The organism is Bradyrhizobium sp. AZCC 1693 (genome assembly GCF_036924745.1).
In the GTDB taxonomy this organism is placed as follows: domain Bacteria; phylum Pseudomonadota; class Alphaproteobacteria; order Rhizobiales; family Xanthobacteraceae; genus Bradyrhizobium.
On sequence record NZ_JAZHSD010000001.1, the window covers coordinates 738,839 to 755,370 of the forward strand.

Sequence of the window (16,532 nt, forward strand, 5' to 3'; positions counted from 1 at the left end):
TCGTGTCCGTGCTACCATTTGTAGGCAAGGCTCGCCGTGACCCGGCGGCGGTCGCCATAGAAGCAGGACGTATCGGACGCGCAACTGGCGACGTAAGTCTTGTCGGCGATATTGATGACGTTCAACGCCGCGCGCCAGTTTTGCCATTCGTAATGGATCGTCGCGTCACCGAGTACGACCGACGGAACGATCAGCGTGTTCGCGATATTGGCAAACGACTTGCCGACGTAACGCACGCCGCCACCAAAGCCGAAGCCTCGCAGCGGCCCCTCCTGGAACGTATAGTCGGCCCAGAGCGACCCGATCTGCTGGGGCGTATTGGTCGGCGTCAAGCCGATCAGGGCCGGATTTGTGTCCTTGCTGGTAAAGAGGTCGTAGGTAGTGAAGGCGCCAACCATCTTCAGGCCGGGCGCGGGATTGGCCACGGCCTCCAGCTCGAGGCCGCGCGATGTGACCTCACCGGTCTGGTTCTGAAGGGTCTGTATGACGTTCGGGACTGGCGACGGCACGTTTTGCCGCTTCAGATCGAACACGGCAATGCTGAAATGGCCGTTGAAGCCGTTAGGCTGATACTTCAATCCGATCTCGGCCTGCTCGCCTGTTTCCGGCAAGAACAGCTGGTTCGAGGCGTTGAGGCCGATGATCGGATTGTAGCTGGTCGCGTAGGCGACGTAGGGCGCAAGGCCGTTGGCGAAATTGTAGATCAGGCCGGCACGCCCGCTGAACTTGCTGTCCTCGCGGTTGAAAAGCGTGTCGCCGGTCGGGCGATCGCCCTGGCTGGTCGATACCCAGTCATTACGGCCGCTCAACACCAGCGTGAAGCCGCCGAACTTCATCTGGTCCTGAACATAGGTGCCGAGTTGATTCTGGGTCAGGAGGAAATTGCGGAACGGCGCGCCCGAGAACGGAATGTCGCCGACGCCATAAACAGGATTGAACACATTGATCGAGGGCACGCCGCCAAAGGCAAAGATCTGATAGTCGTCGATCCGGTAGCTTTTCAAGTCGAGCCCGAACAGCATCGTGTGCTGCACCGGGCCGGTATCGAAACGATACTCCAACTGGTTGTCCAGATTGCCTTGGTTGGCAGTGTTTTTCGCGTACCAATTGTAGCGGCCGATGTCGCCGGCGGCGATGTTGGTATAGCTGTTGCCGATCAAGCCGCGATAGGTGATATCAACGTGCGCGTAGCGGGCATTCTGCCGAAATGTGACGCTGTCGGAGACGTTGCGCTCGAACTGATAGCCGATCATCTCCTGTTCGCGCTTGAACGTATCGACGCTGGGGTCGCCGACGAACAGCTTTGTCGGAATACGTCCAAAGGGTGCATCCACCACCGTTCCGACATAGGGCAGGAAATTGATGCCGCGCGTATCCTGCTTCGACGCCGACGCCAGCACCGTGAACGTCGTGTCCGCGTCCGGCTTGTAGGTGACCGACGGTGCGATGAAATAGTTATTGTCAGGTGTAAAGTCGACCTGCGTGCCGCCGTTCTGGACTTGGCCGACCACGCGATAAAACAGTTTTCCGTTCTCCGGTTGCGTCGCAACCGGACCGCCGAAATCGAACGATAGATACGTATTGCCGAAATTGTTGACGCCGGTCTCGACATATCGGATCGGCTCGGCCGGAGGCATCTTGCTGACCGCATTGACGATACCGCTCGGGCTGGAGCCGCCATACAGTACGGCCGAGGGACCGCGCAGCACCTCGACGCGCTCCATATTAAACGGCTGCAGCTTCCAGCTTGCGTAAGATGTGTAGAAGAGCTGCAGCCCGTCGAGGAACAGGCCGATATCGTCGGACTTGAAGCCGCGGATCAGGAACCAGTCGTTGCGCGTGTCGGCGCCGAATGTACCGGCGACGACGCCCGGCGTGTAGCGCAGGATCTCGTCGAACTTGCCGGGTTTCTGGTCGCGAATCTGTTCGCTGCCGATCACCGACAGCGACTGCGGCGTCTCCATGATCGGCGTATTGGTCTTGGTGCCCGCCATCGAGCGGCCGGCGACGTAACCCTGGACCGCGCCGCGCGGGTTCTCGACGACAGTGGTTGCCTCGCGTTTTGGTTGGAGCCTTCGCGAAGCGGCCGTGCTTTGCGCCACCGGGCGTCGGGCGCGCTGGGTCGTTGTTGCGGCGGTTCGCTTTTCGGGTGAAGTAACCACGACTGACGGGAGTGATTGCGACGCGGAGCCGGAACCCGACTGCGCGAACGTCGCCTGCGGCCACAACACCAATACGGATGCGGTCGCCGACGCGGCGACCCTCAACAAATCACGAGACTTCAAAGCGTCACCCCAACCTGAGAGCACTTGTCGCGCTTTCAGGAAATTTGGCAGCGCAACCCCAAGTGGGACGCATAACGCGAGCGACGACGATTCCTCTAATAGAAAGGTTCTTAGAGTAGCTCTTAGAAAGCCTCCAAAAATGAATGCAGAAAATTGCTTATCTTCGCAACACACGCGGTAGCTGAGAAGTCGGTACACCTTGGTGATGCTGGTTCCGTGGTGATGCGTTCGCCGTCAAAAAGCATCCGCGCCTCCCCATCAGGCTAGTTCCAGAACGCACTCAGAACTCCCAGATTGGATCAAGCAATCCAGGAGTTCCCGCCATGACCGACCCGAGCGCAGCCATTCTTTCCTCGTTCTCCTCCGCCCTCGCCGAACTCGTCGCCCGAACAAAGCCTGCGATCGTCTCGGTGCATTCGCACCGCTTGCGGGCCTCGGGCTTTGTCTGGAAACCCGGCCTGATCGTGACGGCCGACGAGGCGTTGGCCGATGAGGGCGAAGTCTCGGTCAAGCTTGCCGACGGAACGACGCGGCCAGCCAGCGTCGCCGGACGCGATCACACAACCGACATCGCGCTGTTGCGATTTGATGCCCAGAATATTGCACCGGTCGCGCTCTCGTCTGTCGTTCCGGATCTCGGCTCGCTGTCGGTCGTGGTCGCCGCCGAGCACGGCGCTCCCACCGCGGCGCTGGGTACCGTATCGCTGGTTGGCGGCCGCTGGCGAAGCCTGCGCGGTGGTGAGATAGATGCCCGGATCGAACTCGGCGTCCGGCTGCGACACAGCCACGAGGGGGGCCTCGCGCTCACTGCCTCCGGCGAAGCGATTGGCATGGCTGTCCAGGGGGTGCGACGTGTTCTTGTCATTCCCAGCGCGACGATCGGCCGGGTCGCAGGAAGACTTGAAACCCATGGCCGGATCGCGCGGGGCTATCTCGGGGTTGGGCTGCAGCCCGTCAAGCTCGACGATGGGATCGGTGCGATGGTGATGAGTGTCGATAAGTCGGGCCCATCGGCCGCCGCCGGCATCCGGCAAGGCGATGTTATCGTCGCTTGGAACGACGAGAAGCTCGCCGGCGTGCGTTCGTTGTTAAGAGCGCTCGGGCCGGACAGCGTCGGCTCGGTCGTTGATGTCACGATTCGGCGCGGCGGCGAACCGGTGCGGATCAAGCTTACGATCGGCGAAAGGGCGGACGCGTGAGCGAGGAGGTTGCACCGGTCGTCGTCGTCGCGATCGAGATTTCCGATCCGGCGCTGGCGGACCGGCTTGCATCGCTGCTCGGCGGCGTTATCGGCATCCGCCTGGCGACACCGGGGGAGGCCGCCGCGGTCGCGCTCGTGTCACGTGAGGCGCAATCGCTCCTCGACCCTGCTGACATCGAGCTTACGCCGCGCGAACGTGACGTGCTGGTGCTGATGGCCGAGGGCGCATCGAACAAGGTTATTGCGAGACAGCTTGGAATATCCGTTCACACGGCCAAATTCCACGTCGGATCGCTGCTCGACAAGCTCGACGCCACCGGTCGTACCGACGCCGTGGCGCACGCCGCGCGCCGCGGCGTGATCCACTTGTAACGCCGCGCGGCCGGCGGCGAGGGAGCAGTTGCAGAGCGCAGTTGCAGAGCCTTGGCATATAATCCTAGAGCTGGCGGGAATCTGCTTCGGGAGGGCGGTCCGGAACCGCTTCCACTAGCGCGCCGGATGTCCTAAGCAGCGGGCCGCAGCGATTTCCTCCTTTTCAGGCCCCAATGATCCGTCTCGATAACGTCAGCAAGCAAGTCGGCCACCAGATCCTCTTCATCGAAGCCTCCGCGGCCCTCCAGAAGGGCGAGAAAATTGGCCTCGTCGGTCCGAACGGGGCCGGCAAGACCACGCTTTTCCGGATGATTTCGGGCCAGGAGCCGCCGGATGAGGGCCAGGTCTCGCTCGATCGGGGCATTACCATCGGCTATTTCAGCCAGGACGTCGGCGAAATGTCGGGCCGCAGCGCGGTGGCCGAGGTGATGGACGGCGCGGGGCCCGTCAGCGCCGTGGCGAACGAGCTCAGGGAACTCGAGGCCGCGATGGCCGATCCCGATCGCGCCGACGAGATGGACGAGATCATCGTGCGTTATGGCGAAGTGCAGCACCGTTTTGAGGAACTCGACGGCTATGCCCTCGATGGCCGCGCACGCGAAGCGCTGGCGGGCTTAGGCTTCAGCCAGGAAATGATGGAGGGCGACGTCGGCGCGCTGTCGGGCGGCTGGAAGATGCGGGTTGCGCTGGCGCGCATTCTGCTGATGCGGCCCGACGTGATGCTGCTGGACGAGCCGAGCAACCATCTCGATCTGGAAAGCCTGATCTGGCTGGAGCAGTTCCTGAAGGGATACGAAGGCGCGCTGTTGATGACCTCGCATGACCGCGAGTTCATCAACCGCATCATCAACAAGGTGGTCGAGATCGACGGCGGCACGCTTTCGACCTATTCCGGCGATTACGAGTTCTACGAGCAGCAGCGTGCGCTGAACGAAAAGCAGCAGCAGGCGCAGTTCGAGCGCCAGCAGGCGATGCTGGCCAAGGAAATCAAGTTCATCGAACGCTTCAAGGCGCGTGCCTCCCACGCCGCCCAGGTACAGAGCCGGGTCAAGAAGCTCGACAAGATCGAGCGCGTCGAGCCGCCGAAGCGCCGTCAGACGGTGGCGTTCGAATTCATGCCGGCGCCGCGCTCGGGCGAGGACGTTGTCAGTCTGAAGAACGTCCACAAGGGCTATGGCAGCCGCAGCATTTATCAAGGGCTCGACTTCATGATCCGCCGCAGGGAGCGGTGGTGCGTGATGGGCGTCAATGGCGCCGGCAAGTCGACGCTGTTGAAGCTGGTGGCAGGCTCGGCCGAGCCCGACGACGGTACGGTGGCGATCGGCGGCAGCGTCAAGATGGGCTATTTCGCCCAGCACGCGATGGATCTGCTCGACGGCGAGCGCACGGTGTTCCAGTCGCTGGAAGATTCCTTCCCGCAGGCCGGCCAAGGCTCGCTACGGGCGCTCGCCGGCTGCTTTGGTTTTTCCGGCGATGATGTCGAGAAAAAATGCCGGGTGCTCTCGGGCGGTGAGAAGGCGCGGCTGGTAATGGCAAAAATGCTCTACGACCCGCCGAATTTCCTGGTGTTGGACGAGCCGACCAACCATCTGGACCTCGCGACCAAGGAAATGCTGATCAATGCGCTTTCCGAGTTCGAGGGCACCATGCTGTTCGTCTCCCATGATCGGCATTTTCTGGCGGCGCTTTCCAACCGCGTGCTGGAGCTGACGCCCGAAGGCATCCACCAATTTGGCGGCGGCTACACCGAATATGTCGCGCGCACCGGGCACGAGGCACCGGGGCTGCGGAGCTAGCGGCTAGTTTCGCTTACTGGCGAGCGGGGCGATCGCCTCGATCTCGTTGGTCCAGATGCCGCCGGAGTAGTTTTGCGGCAACCGCGCAAACTGCTCAGGCGTATCTATTCCGGTCGAGAACTCGCCGCCGCGGTAGGGTCCGAGCACGAAGACCTCGCTGTTGGCTGCCTTCATGCGGTTGAGGAAACGGTCCGGCCAGCCCCATAGCCAGGGTGCAACATTGACCGGCACCAGCACCATCGCGTTGTGGCAGGCTTTCGGCACCACGCCGCTCCAGCCGTAGCCGATGTAGCCGAGCAGGCAGCTCTTGATGCTGGCGCGCGAGATCGTCCTGATATCGCTCGTTCGCTGGCGCAAGGTCTCGACCGGCTCGTCGCCGCCATAAACCATGATCTGCGCCCGGCGTTCGGCGGGAAGCTTGTTCAGCACGGCTGCGAGCTTCTCTCCCTCGGATGGGTCGCGGCTCTTCACATTGATCAATAACCGCGCTTGCGGAAAGGTTGCCAGCACTTCCGTGAGCGTCGGCATCATGCCGATGCCCTTGCCGCGAAAGGGAAAGGTCTTGCCGCCATCGGCGGTATAGCCATGGCCGATGTCGAGTTTCTTCAAATAGGCCATGGAGTGTTCGCGCGTCACGCCGCTTCCGTCGGTGCGGCAATCCAGCGTCCAGTCGTGAAACACCGCGAATTCGCCGTCGGTGGTGGGATGAACGTCGAGTTCGACGATGTCGGCCCCAGCCGCAAAACCGGCGCGCATCGAACCGATGGTGTTCTCGAGATACTCGTGGCCCGACGGAAGCATCCGCGCCGCGGTGCAGGTGTCGTTCTTCAGCTCGCGTTCGTCGAAGCGCTGGGCAATGCCGCGATGCGCCAGCAGGAGTGGCTTGCCTTCGCGGTGTGCGGCGAGATGATTGGTGTTGTTGATGTAGATGGCTGCGGCGAAGACGACGATCGCCGCCGCGGCATATTTGAGTTTCTTGTTCAAGATTTGCCCCCCGCGTGGAGGATGCATTCGCTAGGCAGCATTTCTGTTCGATTTGCGGCGGAGGGCAGGGAAAACCGAAACGCATGGCGCTACAACTTGCGCGCGGCTTGTCGCTGCTGAACTCGCCCGTTAGGCTGCCGCAAAAACGGGGGGCAGCCATGAAGCAGCTCAGAATCGGCGATATCACGATCGACGCGGTGATCGAGCGCGCGGGGCCATGGCGGCGGCCGCAGGATTTTTTCCCGGCTTACGACGAGGCGGTGTTCCGGCATCATCTCGCCGGCATGGAGCCCGAGGTGTTCGATACGGCGCTGGGCATGATGGTGATAGAATGGCCGGCGAAGCCGGATTGGGACCCAAAGCAGTCGGCGGTCTCGCGACGCAAGTTCTTCGCCTCCGTCGCCGGCACCGACACGCTGATCCTGCCGATCCATTTTCCGGCACCCACCGCAGGCCTGATCACGGCGGACGGCGACCGCTTCGATTATCGTTTCAAAAGGGATTGACGGACCATGGGAATGCAACGGACGAACGGAATGCAACGGATGGATTTCGAGACGCTGGTTCAGACCCGCAAAAGCGTACGCGGGTTCACCAGGGAGCCGGTTTCCCGCGCCGTCATCGAGGACATCATCGAGGTCGCCAAGCGCGCGCCCTCGTCGATGAACACCCAGCCCTGGCATATCCACGTCCTGGCCGGCGAGCCGCTGGAGGAAGTGCGCCGCCGCAACATGGAGGAGATGATCGCAGGCGCCAAGCCGAAGCGCGACATCATCAGCCATGGCGAATACCAGGGCGTTCACCGCGGCCGGCAGGTCGATATCGCGAAAAAATTGTTCGCCGTGATGGGCATCGCACGTGACGACAAGCCGATGCGGCAGGACTGGGTGCTGCGCGGCTTCCGGCAGTTCGACGCGCCGGTCTCGCTGGTCCTGACCTATGACAAAATTCTCGATCCCGGCGCGGTGTGCCACTTCGATCTTGGCGCGCTCTGCTACGGCATCGTGCTCGCCGCCTGGGATCGCGGGCTTGGCAGCGTCATCAACGGGCAGGGCATCATGCGCTCGGATATCGTGCGCGAGGTCGCCAATATCCCTGAGGACGAGGTCATCATGACCTGCGTCGCGATGGGCTACCCCGACGACAGCTTTCCGGCCAACGCGGTGCGCTCCGATCGCGAGCCCAACGGCGATTTCGTGCGTTATGTCGGGTTCTCCGAGTGAGGCGCGAACTTACGCCGCACGCACCTCCGACAAGAAGCGGTTGACCTGTCCGGCCAGATCCTGGGACTGCGAGGACAATTGCTCGGCCGCGCCGAGCACCTGATTGGCGGCGGCGCCGGTGTCGTCGGCGGCCTTCTGGACGCCGGTGATGTTGGAATTGACCTCTTGGGTGCCGCGCGCCGCTTCCTGCACGCTGCGCGAGATTTCCTTGGTCGCGGAGCCCTGTTCCTCGATCGCAGCCGCAATCGCGGTGCCGATCTGGTCGATTTCGGCGATCACGTTGGCGACGTTCTGGATCGCCGTCACGGTCTGGTCGCTCGCCGCCTGGATAGCGGCGATCTGTTCGGAGATTTCGGTGGTGGCCTTCGCAGTCTGGCCGGCCAGCGATTTGACTTCGGAGGCGACGACGGCAAAGCCGCGCCCGGCATCGCCGGCACGCGCGGCTTCGATGGTCGCGTTCAGCGCCAAGAGGTTGGTCTGCGCGGCAATGCTCTGGATCAACGTCACGACGTCGCCGATCTTCTGCGCGCCGTCGGCGAGCGAGCGGGCGGTGTCGCCGGTGCGCCGCGCATTGTCGACCGCGCGGGCGGCGATTTCGGTCGATTGTGCGACCTGGCGGCCGATTTCCGAGATCGAGGAGGCCAGTTCCTCGGTGGCGCTCGCCACCGTCTGCACATTGGCGGAAGTCTGTTCGGAAGCGGCGGCGACGATGGCCGCCTGTCGGTTGGTGAGGGTTGCGGTCGATGACATCGACTGCGCGGTGTCTTCCATGATGGACGAGGCCGACGACAGTCCGCCGACGAGTTCGGTGACCTTGGCTTCGAACACGCGGGTGAGTTCGTCGAGCACCTGGGCGCGGCGCATCTTGCCGTCGTTCTCGGTGGCCTTCTCGGCGGCGAGCCGTTCCGCCTCGATCATGCTGTCCTTGAAGACACCTACGGCAGCAGACATCGCGCCGATCTCATCGCTGCGCCCGGCACCGGCGATTTCACCGGATACGTCGCCGCTGGCCAGCCGTGACATGGTGGCGGTGAGGTCGATGATCGGCTTGCAGACACGACGGCGCACCATCGCGATCAGCGCGCCGCTCGCGGTGACGACCGCGGCAAGGCCTGCGAGCGCAATCAGGAAGCTGAAGCGCGCGGAGGAATAGGCGTCACCGAGCACCTGTTCAGCGTTGTCGTAGAAGGCGTCGCGAACCGTAATGATGGACGCAAGACCGAGTTGCGTCTCCGCGTAGTAGGTCTCCATATCGTGTTCATATTTGCCGCTGACGGCGCCATCCTTGACGAGCTTCAGCTCCTTGCCGAAGCGATCGACATAGGCCGCGTTCATCTTGTCGAGCGCCGCGGCCACATTGGCCGGCGTGGAGGGGTTGCCGCGCAATTCCTGCAGTGACATCAGAATCTGATCGTTTCGCCCCTGCGAGCGGCTGATCTCCATCTTCTCGGCTTCGGTGGCTACCCGGTTGCCGCCGATGAGATTCTTGTGCAGGCTCGAGTTGAGACCGCCGACGTCGCGTAGCGTCCAGGCGATATTGGCGTAGCTTGCTTGCCGGTAGGCCGTGCCGTCCAGCAGCGCGATCTTGCGCACCTGCTCGTCGAGCAGCGTCGTGACTGCCTTGTTGAAGACCGAGTTGTCGGAGACGATTTTCTTGGCGGCATCGCGGCGGGCTTCCGCCGGACCGGAGAGGGCCTTGTCCATGGCTGTGCGCAGCGCCGCGAATTGGGTATTCAGGGCATCGATGCTGCTGCCGACTGCGGCACTGTCATCGATCGCGCCCGGCAAGGTCGCCTTGACCTTGTTCATCTTGTCGCGCGCCCCATCGGTGTTCTTGCGATATTTGTCGAGTTCGGCGAGCAGCTTCGGATCCACGGTGGGAGGTCCGAACATGATGTTGGTGGCAAAGCCGCGCTCGGGATTCATGTAGCGCGGGATCTCGCCGACCGCGCGCACCAACTCCAGCCGGCTCTGCGCGACCGAGACCTTGTCCATGATCTGGTACTTCGAAGCCGCCACATAGACGGCGAGCCCGCCGCCGACGGCGGAAAGCGAGACGATGGCAGTGGTCAGGAGGGTACCGATTTTCATGGAATTTCAGGCCATTTGGGCTGGTGGGAGAGTGCGCGGGCCACCAATATAGGTGGTGCTAATTAATCCAGGGTTACGGTTGGGCGTGTCACACCGGCCTGTTCCATTTCGTCTTGTAATGCAGTGGGTTGCCACGGCTTTTAGAGACAGAGGAGTGAGGAAATGAAGATCGTTATCATCGGCGGTACAGGTCTCATCGGGTCGAAGTTGGCTCCGTTGCTGCGGTCGCGCGGTCATGATGTGCTGCAGGCGTCGCCGAGCAGGGGCGTCAACGCCGTGACCGGGGAGGGACTGCAACCGGCGCTTGCAGGCATCGACATCGTCGTTGACGTGTCGAATTCGCCATCGTTCGAGGACAAGGCGGTGCTGCACTTCTTCGAGACGGGGACGCGCAACCTGATCGCGGCTGCGAAGCAGGCCGGCGTGCGGCACTGCATTGCGCTGTCGGTCGTCGGCACCGACCGGCTCGAGAGTAGCGGCTATTTCCGTGCCAAGCTCGCACAGGAGCGCCTGATCGAAAATTCCGGCCTGGCCTACACGATCCTGCGTGCCACCCAGTTCTTCGAGTTCGTCGGCGCGGTCGCGGATTCCGGGCGCAGGGATGGCGAGGTCCATGTCTCCAGCCAGTTGATGCAGCCGTTGCTTTCCGACGAGGTCGCGGTTGCGCTCGCCGATGTAACCGTTGGCGAGCCCGCCAACGGCATCCGTGAGGTCGCGGGTCCCGAAGTGGCGCCGCTTGCGGACTTCGTCGGCCGCTGGCTCCGCAAGCAGGGCGATACCGGCAGGATCGTGGCGGGCGCCGACGTGCCGTATTTCGGTGCACCGCTCGCGTTGCGAACGCTGGTGCCGGACGACGGCGCTCGGATCATGCCGACGCGTTTTGACGATTGGCTGGGCAGGGCGGCGTTTCGCTCCTCGCAATGACGGCGAAAATTGCATGGGCTCGTCATGCCCGCGAAGGCGGGCATCCAGTACGCCGCGGCCTATCTGTTCAATCACTGGCGCCTCTGGATACTGGATCATCCGCCCCAGTGCGCAATTGCGCACAAGGCGGACGATGACGACTGAATATAACGTTACGGTCTCGCGACGCATTGCGTCCGAGGTTTGCATATTCGTTGCCCTCGATGAGAACAGAGGGCGCAGGGAAGACCGGGTGCTTGCTGCACCCGCGGTCTCGTGTGCAATTTGCGCATAAGAACGCGCACACGAGCATACAGGGCAGCGGGAACACTCCGGCCTTCCCTGCGCAATGGCTTTACGGCTTACTTCGAGCTCTCCCCGGTGAACGGCTTTCTTGCCACCGTCGCTCCACGAGATAACCCGTGAAACTTAGCGCCAGCACCGCGGCGTCAGGACCACACGACTTCGCCGTACGCGTAAGGCGCGTACGTCTAGCGCGCCATCTGCGTCCATCGCATCTCACAGCACGTTCGTGACGATGGCCAACGCCCCTCATCTGCCGTGCGACGGGCGGAGTTATGCGACTGATTTGGCCTTCGGCGGAAGCGGAATATTTTTGATTCCGGGGCTTGACGTGATTTCGGAAAATCCGAACTGATTTGCCCGTCGTGTTGATTTGTCGCAGTTGTGCTTCAGGATTGCGCTTGCGCGCGAAGCAAATCAGTTCGCAGTCCGTAGGGTTGGCAAAGCGAAAGCGTACCCTCCATCAAGATGCGCGATCGACGATAGATGGTGGGCACGGCGCAAGGGCGCCTTTGCTCCACCCTACGCTGCATCAATGCGTTTCTTCGGTCGCACTCTTTGCGGCGTCGTGGGATTGGGCCGGCGCCTTCGAACCCATTTCCTGACAGGGCTGTTGCATCCATGAGCCGTCGGCCGCCTGCTGGTAGGCATGGCAGGAGCCGGTCGCGGGCGCCTCCGTTGCCTTCGCCGTAGCCGTATGGGAATTCGAGTTCCTGGCGAGCGTCGGCGCTGCCAGGGTGAGGAGGGCGGCCGCCGCGCCGAAGAAGATCGCTTGCCCTAACCGCATGGGAAATTTTCCTTATCTCGAAAGCGAATGCTTTCTTCTTCCTAAGGAGGATTGTGGAAATTTTTGGAAATGCCGGTAAGCGTTGACAGGGCTTGCTTAACGCTTTGCAAACAGCCGGGCCGCTCATGCGCCGCAGCGCAAGATGAATTCTGTTCTTGCGCTCAGGAACCAGTTCCTTCGGTTGCGCGTTATTGGTTTGGCATCATGCCCAAGGCACGGCGTCCATGCGTCCGGAAAAGGCACTCTTCAATGCGCTGTTGACCCATTTCTTGATGGGCGTGGCGCTTGGGCTATCGCTGGTCCTGCTGCTCAGCCTGATCGATTCCTTTCATGTCAGGGATCTCGTTGCAAAAAGCAGCGCGCCTGTTCAGACCACGGTGATGCTGGTCACGACCTACGGGTTGATGTTCGGCATCGGCGCGGCGCTGACCGGCCTGGTGCTGACGCTGGAAGACGAGAGCTGAAGCTGAGGCGGTCTGCCTGATCAACGGCGCAGGCGGGCGATCGTGCCGGCGACGATCTGCATGGCGACGCCGACCACCCATCCGGCCATGATCATCGATATCCATGCCAAATGCGGATCGTGGCGCAGTACGATCACGCCGACGCAAGCGAAAGCCGAGAAGGCCGCGAGGAAGGTGCCGATTGCGCTGAGCAGTTCCGGCGTATCGATGTTGCCGACCCAGGCGCCATCGGTGGGCCGGCCGCTCGATGTCGTTAAGGGCAATGGCGGCGTATCGATACCGAGATAAAAGCCAACGGCGCCGCCGATCATCATCAGGAGCAGGAAGGCCTGATTGGTGAGCGCAGAATGGCTCGTGCCCACCAGCGCCGCCACAAACAACCCGCCCGCTGCGCCGGCCATGGCGAGCCCAAGGCGTTCGAGAACGTGGGCGATTTTTCGAACGCGGGTTTGCATGGGCGGTGCCCGCCGGTTACGAAGCAAAGTTAGGACGATTTTGGACGAGGTGAAAGCAACCTAGCGGTGCAGGTGGTGCTGAATTGATACAGCGCAAGGGGGTGAGGCGTAGTGTAGACTTTGTCTCAAGCTGGAAGGGAATAGCGAGGCCTGACCCGATGTGATTGCGCCTGGATCTGCTTGTTCTCTTGGCCGCGACCTCACTGCGCGAACCAAAGCAGGCAAATCGTTCCAGTTCAGCCGCACGATCGCCAATCAGCCAACGGTCGCACAGCTTGAGGATTTCACCGGCGTCTTTCGCAGCGACGAAATCGACCCGCCGTATGAAGTGAAGGGCGGTCATCTGGTCGTGCGATCGAAGGTGGCGGACCTGCCGCTGCTTCCCGTCACGACTGACCTGTTCGTGAACGGGCAGAATCGCATTCGGTTTACACGCAATGCCGAGGGGCATGTTTCGGGTGCGTTACTGAGCACTGGCAGGATCCGCAACTTTGAGCGATTGGCGAGGTAGCAAGCTCGCCTCAATCCCCCTTTTGCTGCGTGCTGATGAATCCGAGGCCGAGATGAGATAAGAGGTGGATGCCCGGGACATCCAGCGCGAGGACGCGCTCCGCGCTTTTTGTTCGGGCATGACGACATCCCTCGAAAGGGGTACCCGATATGAGCCTGTTCAACCATCCATTCGACCCTGCGCGCGAGGCGGCGCTCGTCACCGGCGCGGGCAACGGGATCGGCCGCGCGATCGCGCAAGCCCTGGTCGGCGAGGGCGTGCGCACGGTGTTTGCCGATGTGAACCGGGACACGGTGACGGCGGCCATCAAGGCTTCGGCCCGGCCGGAACTGGCGGTGCCCTGGGTCGGCGACCTCGCCGATGCCGCGGCGCGCGATGGGCTGCTGGCGGAGGCAGCCAGCGCGCTGGGGCGCGTGACGCATTTCGTGCACAGCGCCTCGCCGCCGCGGCGCGAGACCGATCACGCGCTTGGCGTCAGCACGGAGATATGGGCGCAGATGCATGCGGTGAATCTTGAAGCCGGATTCCATCTCTCGCGCGAACTGGCGCGAGGGCTGATCGCCGGCAAAGCGCCCGGCTCGTTCCTGCTGCTTACCTCGCTGCATGCCGGCACACCGCGCAACCTGCCGCACTACTCGACGTCGAAGGCAGGGCTTTCGATGCTGGTGAAGGAGCTGGCCAAGACGTTCGGCCGCTTCAATATCCGCGTCAACGCGCTGGTGCCCGGCGCGATCGCGGCCGGCGGCTTCGTCGCCGACCCCGCGCTCGCAAGACACATTCCGCTCGGCCGGCTCGGCCAGGCCACCGACCTTGCGCCGCTGGCGTTGGCGGTGCTGTCAAACCGGATCTCGGCCTACGTCACGGGCGCCGCGATCGTGATCGACGGCGGCCTGTCGCTGACGAACTGGTTCGAGCCGCCGGAGTTAGGGGATCTGTAGGGATGCAGGGCGGATTGTGACGCAGTAAGACTAATGCGCCCTACGACTGCGGATTAAGCGCCGCGTGCTTCGCGTGCCATTTTGGGCCGGGGCCGCGCATGTAGTGCAGCTCGGGGCGGTAGGGGTTGCGGGCAAGATCGACCAGCCTGTGCCAATGGATTACGATCTCTGCCAGGCGTCGGAGCAGTTGCATGGCCAGCATGGCGACCTCTCTCAATGCAGCTTGCCGAGCATGGACGAAAACGGCAGGTCGAAGATTTCGTCGTTGAGATCGTCGCTGACATGCAGCGTCCAGTCGCGCCAGTCTTCCGGACCCTCTGCCATTATCAGCGACTGCACGACGCGGGCGGCGTGGTCGCGCACCTCGGCCAGGTTTCCGACGGCGGTGCCGCGCTGGTCGATGCATACGCCTTCGGAATTGGAGTAGTGGAAATAGACTCTTGCCATGTCCGACTCCCGCGATTGCGATTCACGCTGAAAATACCAGTCGTAAGACCGACTTGATATTCGGGGAGATTGCGGACGGGATATTACGGGGCCCGCAGGTGGAACCGCGTGATCCCCAAATTTGGCCGAAAATTATCCGTCTCGGCGGGAGGAACGAGACTTTCGGTTCGGCAGTTTTCACGAGCAAGCTGCGACGAAGCGAAACGCTGCGGCATGGACTGGTGGAACCCCTGGGAGAGCGACATGATGTCGGAAATGCAGATCCATACGATTGCGCGCCAAATGATGGAGAAGCACGGCCTCACCGCGATCGCGCAAGCCGCGCACAATGCACAGGATTGCGAGAGCAAGGGCGATGTCGAGGAAGCCACCGAGTGGCGTCATATCGAGGACGCCATGAAGATGATGCGGGGACCGCACCAGAGTTAAGTTCCGCGCGAAACCGAAGGCCTGATGGAGCCAGTGGGGCGCGCGAATGCGCGCCCGGCGACGGGCGCCATTGCGCCCGCACTGTGGCGACGAGCGCAATAGCGCTCGCACTGTAGCGACGAGCGCTATTGCGCTCGCACTGGTGATAACGTGGAATCCGGCTTGCTACCGCAGCGGCATCGGCGGGCGCACCACCGGCTCGCCATCATCGGAAATCGTTTGCTTGGGCGGCGCAGGCGGCAACGGCGCGGCGGCCTGCGCCGGCGGGAGCGGTGCAGCGGGAGCGGCGGCAATCGGCGCGGGCGAATAGGACGGCGAATAGGAATAGGCCGGCTTCGGCTTGCGTACCGGCGGCGGAGCGGCCGGCCGCGACGGAGGCGGCGTCAGCGCCGACACCCTGGGCCGCAGGTTCTGCTCGGCAGGCCTGGTTTCGGCCGCTTTGGCCTCCGTAGCTTTGGCAAGCTCACGCGACATTTGGGCCTGGCTCGTCTTGAGCTGCGCGATGGTGGCTTTCAGCTCGTCGACCTGCTGGCCCATCGTGGCGAGATCCTGTGCCATCGATTGCAATTGGGTCGACTCAGCTGAAGGAGCGGCCGCGGCAGTGACGGTGGGTTCGGGCTGCGCCGGCGCCGGCGCTGCCGCTGCCGCCGGTGGCGCGGCGGCCTGATCTGTTGCAGCGGCCTCGGTGGCCGGAGCGCTCGGCTGCTCCGCGACGGCGGGCATGGTTGCCGATGGCAATGCAGCCAGCACGAAGGGCGGTGCCCACTCGAGGGCCATCGCCTTCGCTTGATCGCCATAGTGCTGCCATCCGGCGGCGGCGATGGCGCCGCACAGGCCCAAGAGCGCCATGATTACGCGCTTCGTCCATTTGGCCATCGGCCGTTCGCCGGGGAGCTTGAGACCATCCACCTTGATTTCGCCCGGCCTGATATTCTCGATCGGGATATCGCGGTTGACTTGGATATCGCGCGCGTCCGGTGCGCGAAACGTCGGTTCGGCTTGCGGGGTCGGCGCGCCGACCGAAACCGGGGACGCGACGTGAATTTGCGGCGCGGCTGGCGCTGCGGCCGGATCATGCGCCAGCGGCGGCGCTTTCTCGGCATGCGGCGCCTTTTCGGCATGCGCGGCCAGTAGCGTTTCGATCGCAAAGACGTCGTGCGGATCGGTGTCTTTCAGCGTTGGCGTGGATTGCATTGGCGGTCCCTTGCTCAGTCCAATGTCACCCGCATCGGGCGGCGAGCATGCTTTGCGGCGTCGGAAAACGTGCCCAGAAAGCCTTGTCCAGCCGCCACACGGCCAGCGAGGTTTGACCAAAGCAAGGCGATCTCGTGAAGAGGTTGGGG

Annotated in this window: 18 protein-coding genes; 10 read left to right on the plus strand and 8 right to left on the minus strand. The window is 62.9% G+C overall.

All coding sequences use genetic code 11. From position 1 onward, the window contains the following. Nucleotides 1-11: 11 nt before the first annotated feature. Entirely contained in the window at nt 12-2,270 is a 2,259-nt protein-coding gene (locus tag V1293_RS03660) for a TonB-dependent siderophore receptor (RefSeq protein WP_334516609.1), read from the minus strand. Nucleotides 2,271-2,608: 338 nt separating this feature from the next. On the opposite strand from V1293_RS03660, the gene V1293_RS03665 reads away from it, so the two are divergent. From V1293_RS03665 to V1293_RS03675, 3 genes are all read left to right on the plus strand, one after another. Further along, the gene (locus V1293_RS03665) at nt 2,609-3,484 is read left to right on the plus strand and encodes a S1C family serine protease (protein WP_334506771.1); all 876 of its coding nucleotides are present in this window, start codon (nt 2,609-2,611) and stop codon (nt 3,482-3,484) included. Further along, entirely contained in the window at nt 3,481-3,858 is a 378-nt protein-coding gene (locus tag V1293_RS03670) for a response regulator transcription factor (RefSeq protein WP_334506773.1), read from the plus strand. Before V1293_RS03665 ends, V1293_RS03670 begins: the two co-directional genes overlap by 4 nt. 173 nt (nt 3,859-4,031) lie before the next feature. Further along, nucleotides 4,032-5,654 carry an ABC-F family ATP-binding cassette domain-containing protein gene (locus V1293_RS03675; protein WP_334506775.1) on the plus strand — a complete coding sequence of 541 codons (1,623 nt, stop codon included), beginning with the start codon at nt 4,032-4,034 and terminating at the stop codon, nt 5,652-5,654. Nucleotides 5,655-5,657: 3 nt separating this feature from the next. On the opposite strand, the gene V1293_RS03680 is transcribed toward V1293_RS03675, so the two are convergent. Then, complete coding sequence (locus V1293_RS03680; RefSeq protein WP_334506777.1) at nt 5,658-6,638, minus strand: glycerophosphodiester phosphodiesterase family protein; 981 nt, start codon at nt 6,636-6,638, stop codon at nt 5,658-5,660. Between the two features lie 158 nt (nt 6,639-6,796). Here V1293_RS03680 and V1293_RS03685 point away from each other — a divergent pair, with 158 nt between their 5' ends. Together V1293_RS03685 and V1293_RS03690 are read left to right on the plus strand one after the other, a co-directional pair. Further along, nucleotides 6,797-7,144, plus strand: coding sequence for a hypothetical protein (locus tag V1293_RS03685; RefSeq protein ID WP_334506779.1), 348 nt, complete (start codon nt 6,797-6,799; stop codon nt 7,142-7,144). Nucleotides 7,145-7,183: 39 nt separating this feature from the next. Beyond that, entirely contained in the window at nt 7,184-7,861 is a 678-nt protein-coding gene (locus tag V1293_RS03690; protein WP_334516611.1) for a nitroreductase, read from the plus strand. 9 nt (nt 7,862-7,870) lie between these two features. Here V1293_RS03690 and V1293_RS03695 read toward each other — a convergent pair whose 3' ends face one another. Continuing rightward, nucleotides 7,871-9,952 (minus strand): methyl-accepting chemotaxis protein, encoded by a 2,082-nt coding sequence (locus V1293_RS03695; RefSeq protein WP_334506781.1) that lies wholly within the window; start codon nt 9,950-9,952, stop codon nt 7,871-7,873. 162 nt (nt 9,953-10,114) lie between these two features. Here V1293_RS03695 and V1293_RS03700 point away from each other — a divergent pair, with 162 nt between their 5' ends. Further along, nucleotides 10,115-10,876, plus strand: a complete 762-nt coding sequence (locus V1293_RS03700) for an SDR family oxidoreductase (protein WP_334506783.1) — start codon at nt 10,115-10,117, stop codon at nt 10,874-10,876. Between the two features lie 814 nt (nt 10,877-11,690). On the opposite strand, the gene V1293_RS03705 is transcribed toward V1293_RS03700, so the two are convergent. Further along, the gene (locus V1293_RS03705; RefSeq protein ID WP_334506785.1) at nt 11,691-11,945 is read right to left on the minus strand and encodes a hypothetical protein; all 255 of its coding nucleotides are present in this window, start codon (nt 11,943-11,945) and stop codon (nt 11,691-11,693) included. Nucleotides 11,946-12,169: 224 nt separating this feature from the next. Here V1293_RS03705 and V1293_RS03710 point away from each other — a divergent pair, with 224 nt between their 5' ends. Beyond that, nucleotides 12,170-12,409: a hypothetical protein gene (locus tag V1293_RS03710; protein ID WP_334506787.1), complete on the plus strand. Its 240-nt coding sequence runs from the start codon at nt 12,170-12,172 to the stop codon at nt 12,407-12,409. 20 nt (nt 12,410-12,429) lie between these two features. Here the strand turns inward: V1293_RS03710 and V1293_RS03715 are convergent, their stop codons facing one another. Beyond that, nucleotides 12,430-12,864, minus strand: a complete 435-nt coding sequence (locus V1293_RS03715) for a hypothetical protein (RefSeq protein WP_334506789.1) — start codon at nt 12,862-12,864, stop codon at nt 12,430-12,432. A 160-nt stretch (nt 12,865-13,024) separates the two neighbouring features. On the opposite strand from V1293_RS03715, the gene V1293_RS03720 reads away from it, so the two are divergent. Both V1293_RS03720 and V1293_RS03725 read left to right on the plus strand, forming a co-directional pair. Further along, nucleotides 13,025-13,375: a hypothetical protein gene (locus tag V1293_RS03720; RefSeq protein WP_334506790.1), complete on the plus strand. Its 351-nt coding sequence runs from the start codon at nt 13,025-13,027 to the stop codon at nt 13,373-13,375. Nucleotides 13,376-13,524: 149 nt separating this feature from the next. Then, complete coding sequence (locus V1293_RS03725; protein WP_334506792.1) at nt 13,525-14,313, plus strand: SDR family NAD(P)-dependent oxidoreductase; 789 nt, start codon at nt 13,525-13,527, stop codon at nt 14,311-14,313. A gap of 40 nt (nt 14,314-14,353) precedes the next feature. Here the strand turns inward: V1293_RS03725 and V1293_RS03730 are convergent, their stop codons facing one another. Next, nucleotides 14,354-14,515 (minus strand): hypothetical protein, encoded by a 162-nt coding sequence (locus tag V1293_RS03730; protein WP_334506794.1) that lies wholly within the window; start codon nt 14,513-14,515, stop codon nt 14,354-14,356. 11 nt (nt 14,516-14,526) lie between these two features. Next, the gene (locus V1293_RS03735) at nt 14,527-14,760 is read right to left on the minus strand and encodes a DUF6894 family protein (RefSeq protein ID WP_334506796.1); all 234 of its coding nucleotides are present in this window, start codon (nt 14,758-14,760) and stop codon (nt 14,527-14,529) included. Nucleotides 14,761-15,003: 243 nt separating this feature from the next. On the opposite strand from V1293_RS03735, the gene V1293_RS03740 reads away from it, so the two are divergent. Further along, nucleotides 15,004-15,189: a hypothetical protein gene (locus tag V1293_RS03740; RefSeq protein ID WP_334506798.1), complete on the plus strand. Its 186-nt coding sequence runs from the start codon at nt 15,004-15,006 to the stop codon at nt 15,187-15,189. A gap of 165 nt (nt 15,190-15,354) precedes the next feature. On the opposite strand, the gene V1293_RS03745 is transcribed toward V1293_RS03740, so the two are convergent. After that, nucleotides 15,355-16,383, minus strand: coding sequence for a hypothetical protein (locus tag V1293_RS03745; RefSeq protein WP_334506800.1), 1,029 nt, complete (start codon nt 16,381-16,383; stop codon nt 15,355-15,357). Nucleotides 16,384-16,532 lie beyond the last annotated feature (149 nt).

What these genes read in the sequence shown, in the direction of transcription:
- V1293_RS03665 (WP_334506771.1), top strand. Translation starts at nt 2,609, where the DNA reads ATGACCGACCCGAGCGCAGCCATTCTTTCCTCGTTCTCCTCCGCCCTC.
- V1293_RS03675 (WP_334506775.1), top strand. Translation starts at nt 4,032, where the DNA reads ATGATCCGTCTCGATAACGTCAGCAAGCAAGTCGGCCACCAGATCCTC.
- V1293_RS03685 (WP_334506779.1), top strand. Translation starts at nt 6,797, where the DNA reads ATGAAGCAGCTCAGAATCGGCGATATCACGATCGACGCGGTGATCGAG.
- V1293_RS03690 (WP_334516611.1), top strand. Translation starts at nt 7,184, where the DNA reads ATGGATTTCGAGACGCTGGTTCAGACCCGCAAAAGCGTACGCGGGTTC.
- V1293_RS03695 (WP_334506781.1), bottom strand. Translation starts at nt 9,952, where the DNA reads ATGAAAATCGGTACCCTCCTGACCACTGCCATCGTCTCGCTTTCCGCC.
- V1293_RS03700 (WP_334506783.1), top strand. Translation starts at nt 10,115, where the DNA reads ATGAAGATCGTTATCATCGGCGGTACAGGTCTCATCGGGTCGAAGTTG.
- V1293_RS03705 (WP_334506785.1), bottom strand. Translation starts at nt 11,945, where the DNA reads ATGCGGTTAGGGCAAGCGATCTTCTTCGGCGCGGCGGCCGCCCTCCTC.
- V1293_RS03710 (WP_334506787.1), top strand. Translation starts at nt 12,170, where the DNA reads ATGCGTCCGGAAAAGGCACTCTTCAATGCGCTGTTGACCCATTTCTTG.
- V1293_RS03715 (WP_334506789.1), bottom strand. Translation starts at nt 12,864, where the DNA reads ATGCAAACCCGCGTTCGAAAAATCGCCCACGTTCTCGAACGCCTTGGG.
- V1293_RS03725 (WP_334506792.1), top strand. Translation starts at nt 13,525, where the DNA reads ATGAGCCTGTTCAACCATCCATTCGACCCTGCGCGCGAGGCGGCGCTC.
- V1293_RS03730 (WP_334506794.1), bottom strand. Translation starts at nt 14,515, where the DNA reads ATGCTGGCCATGCAACTGCTCCGACGCCTGGCAGAGATCGTAATCCAT.
- V1293_RS03735 (WP_334506796.1), bottom strand. Translation starts at nt 14,760, where the DNA reads ATGGCAAGAGTCTATTTCCACTACTCCAATTCCGAAGGCGTATGCATC.
- V1293_RS03740 (WP_334506798.1), top strand. Translation starts at nt 15,004, where the DNA reads ATGATGTCGGAAATGCAGATCCATACGATTGCGCGCCAAATGATGGAG.
- V1293_RS03745 (WP_334506800.1), bottom strand. Translation starts at nt 16,383, where the DNA reads ATGCAATCCACGCCAACGCTGAAAGACACCGATCCGCACGACGTCTTT.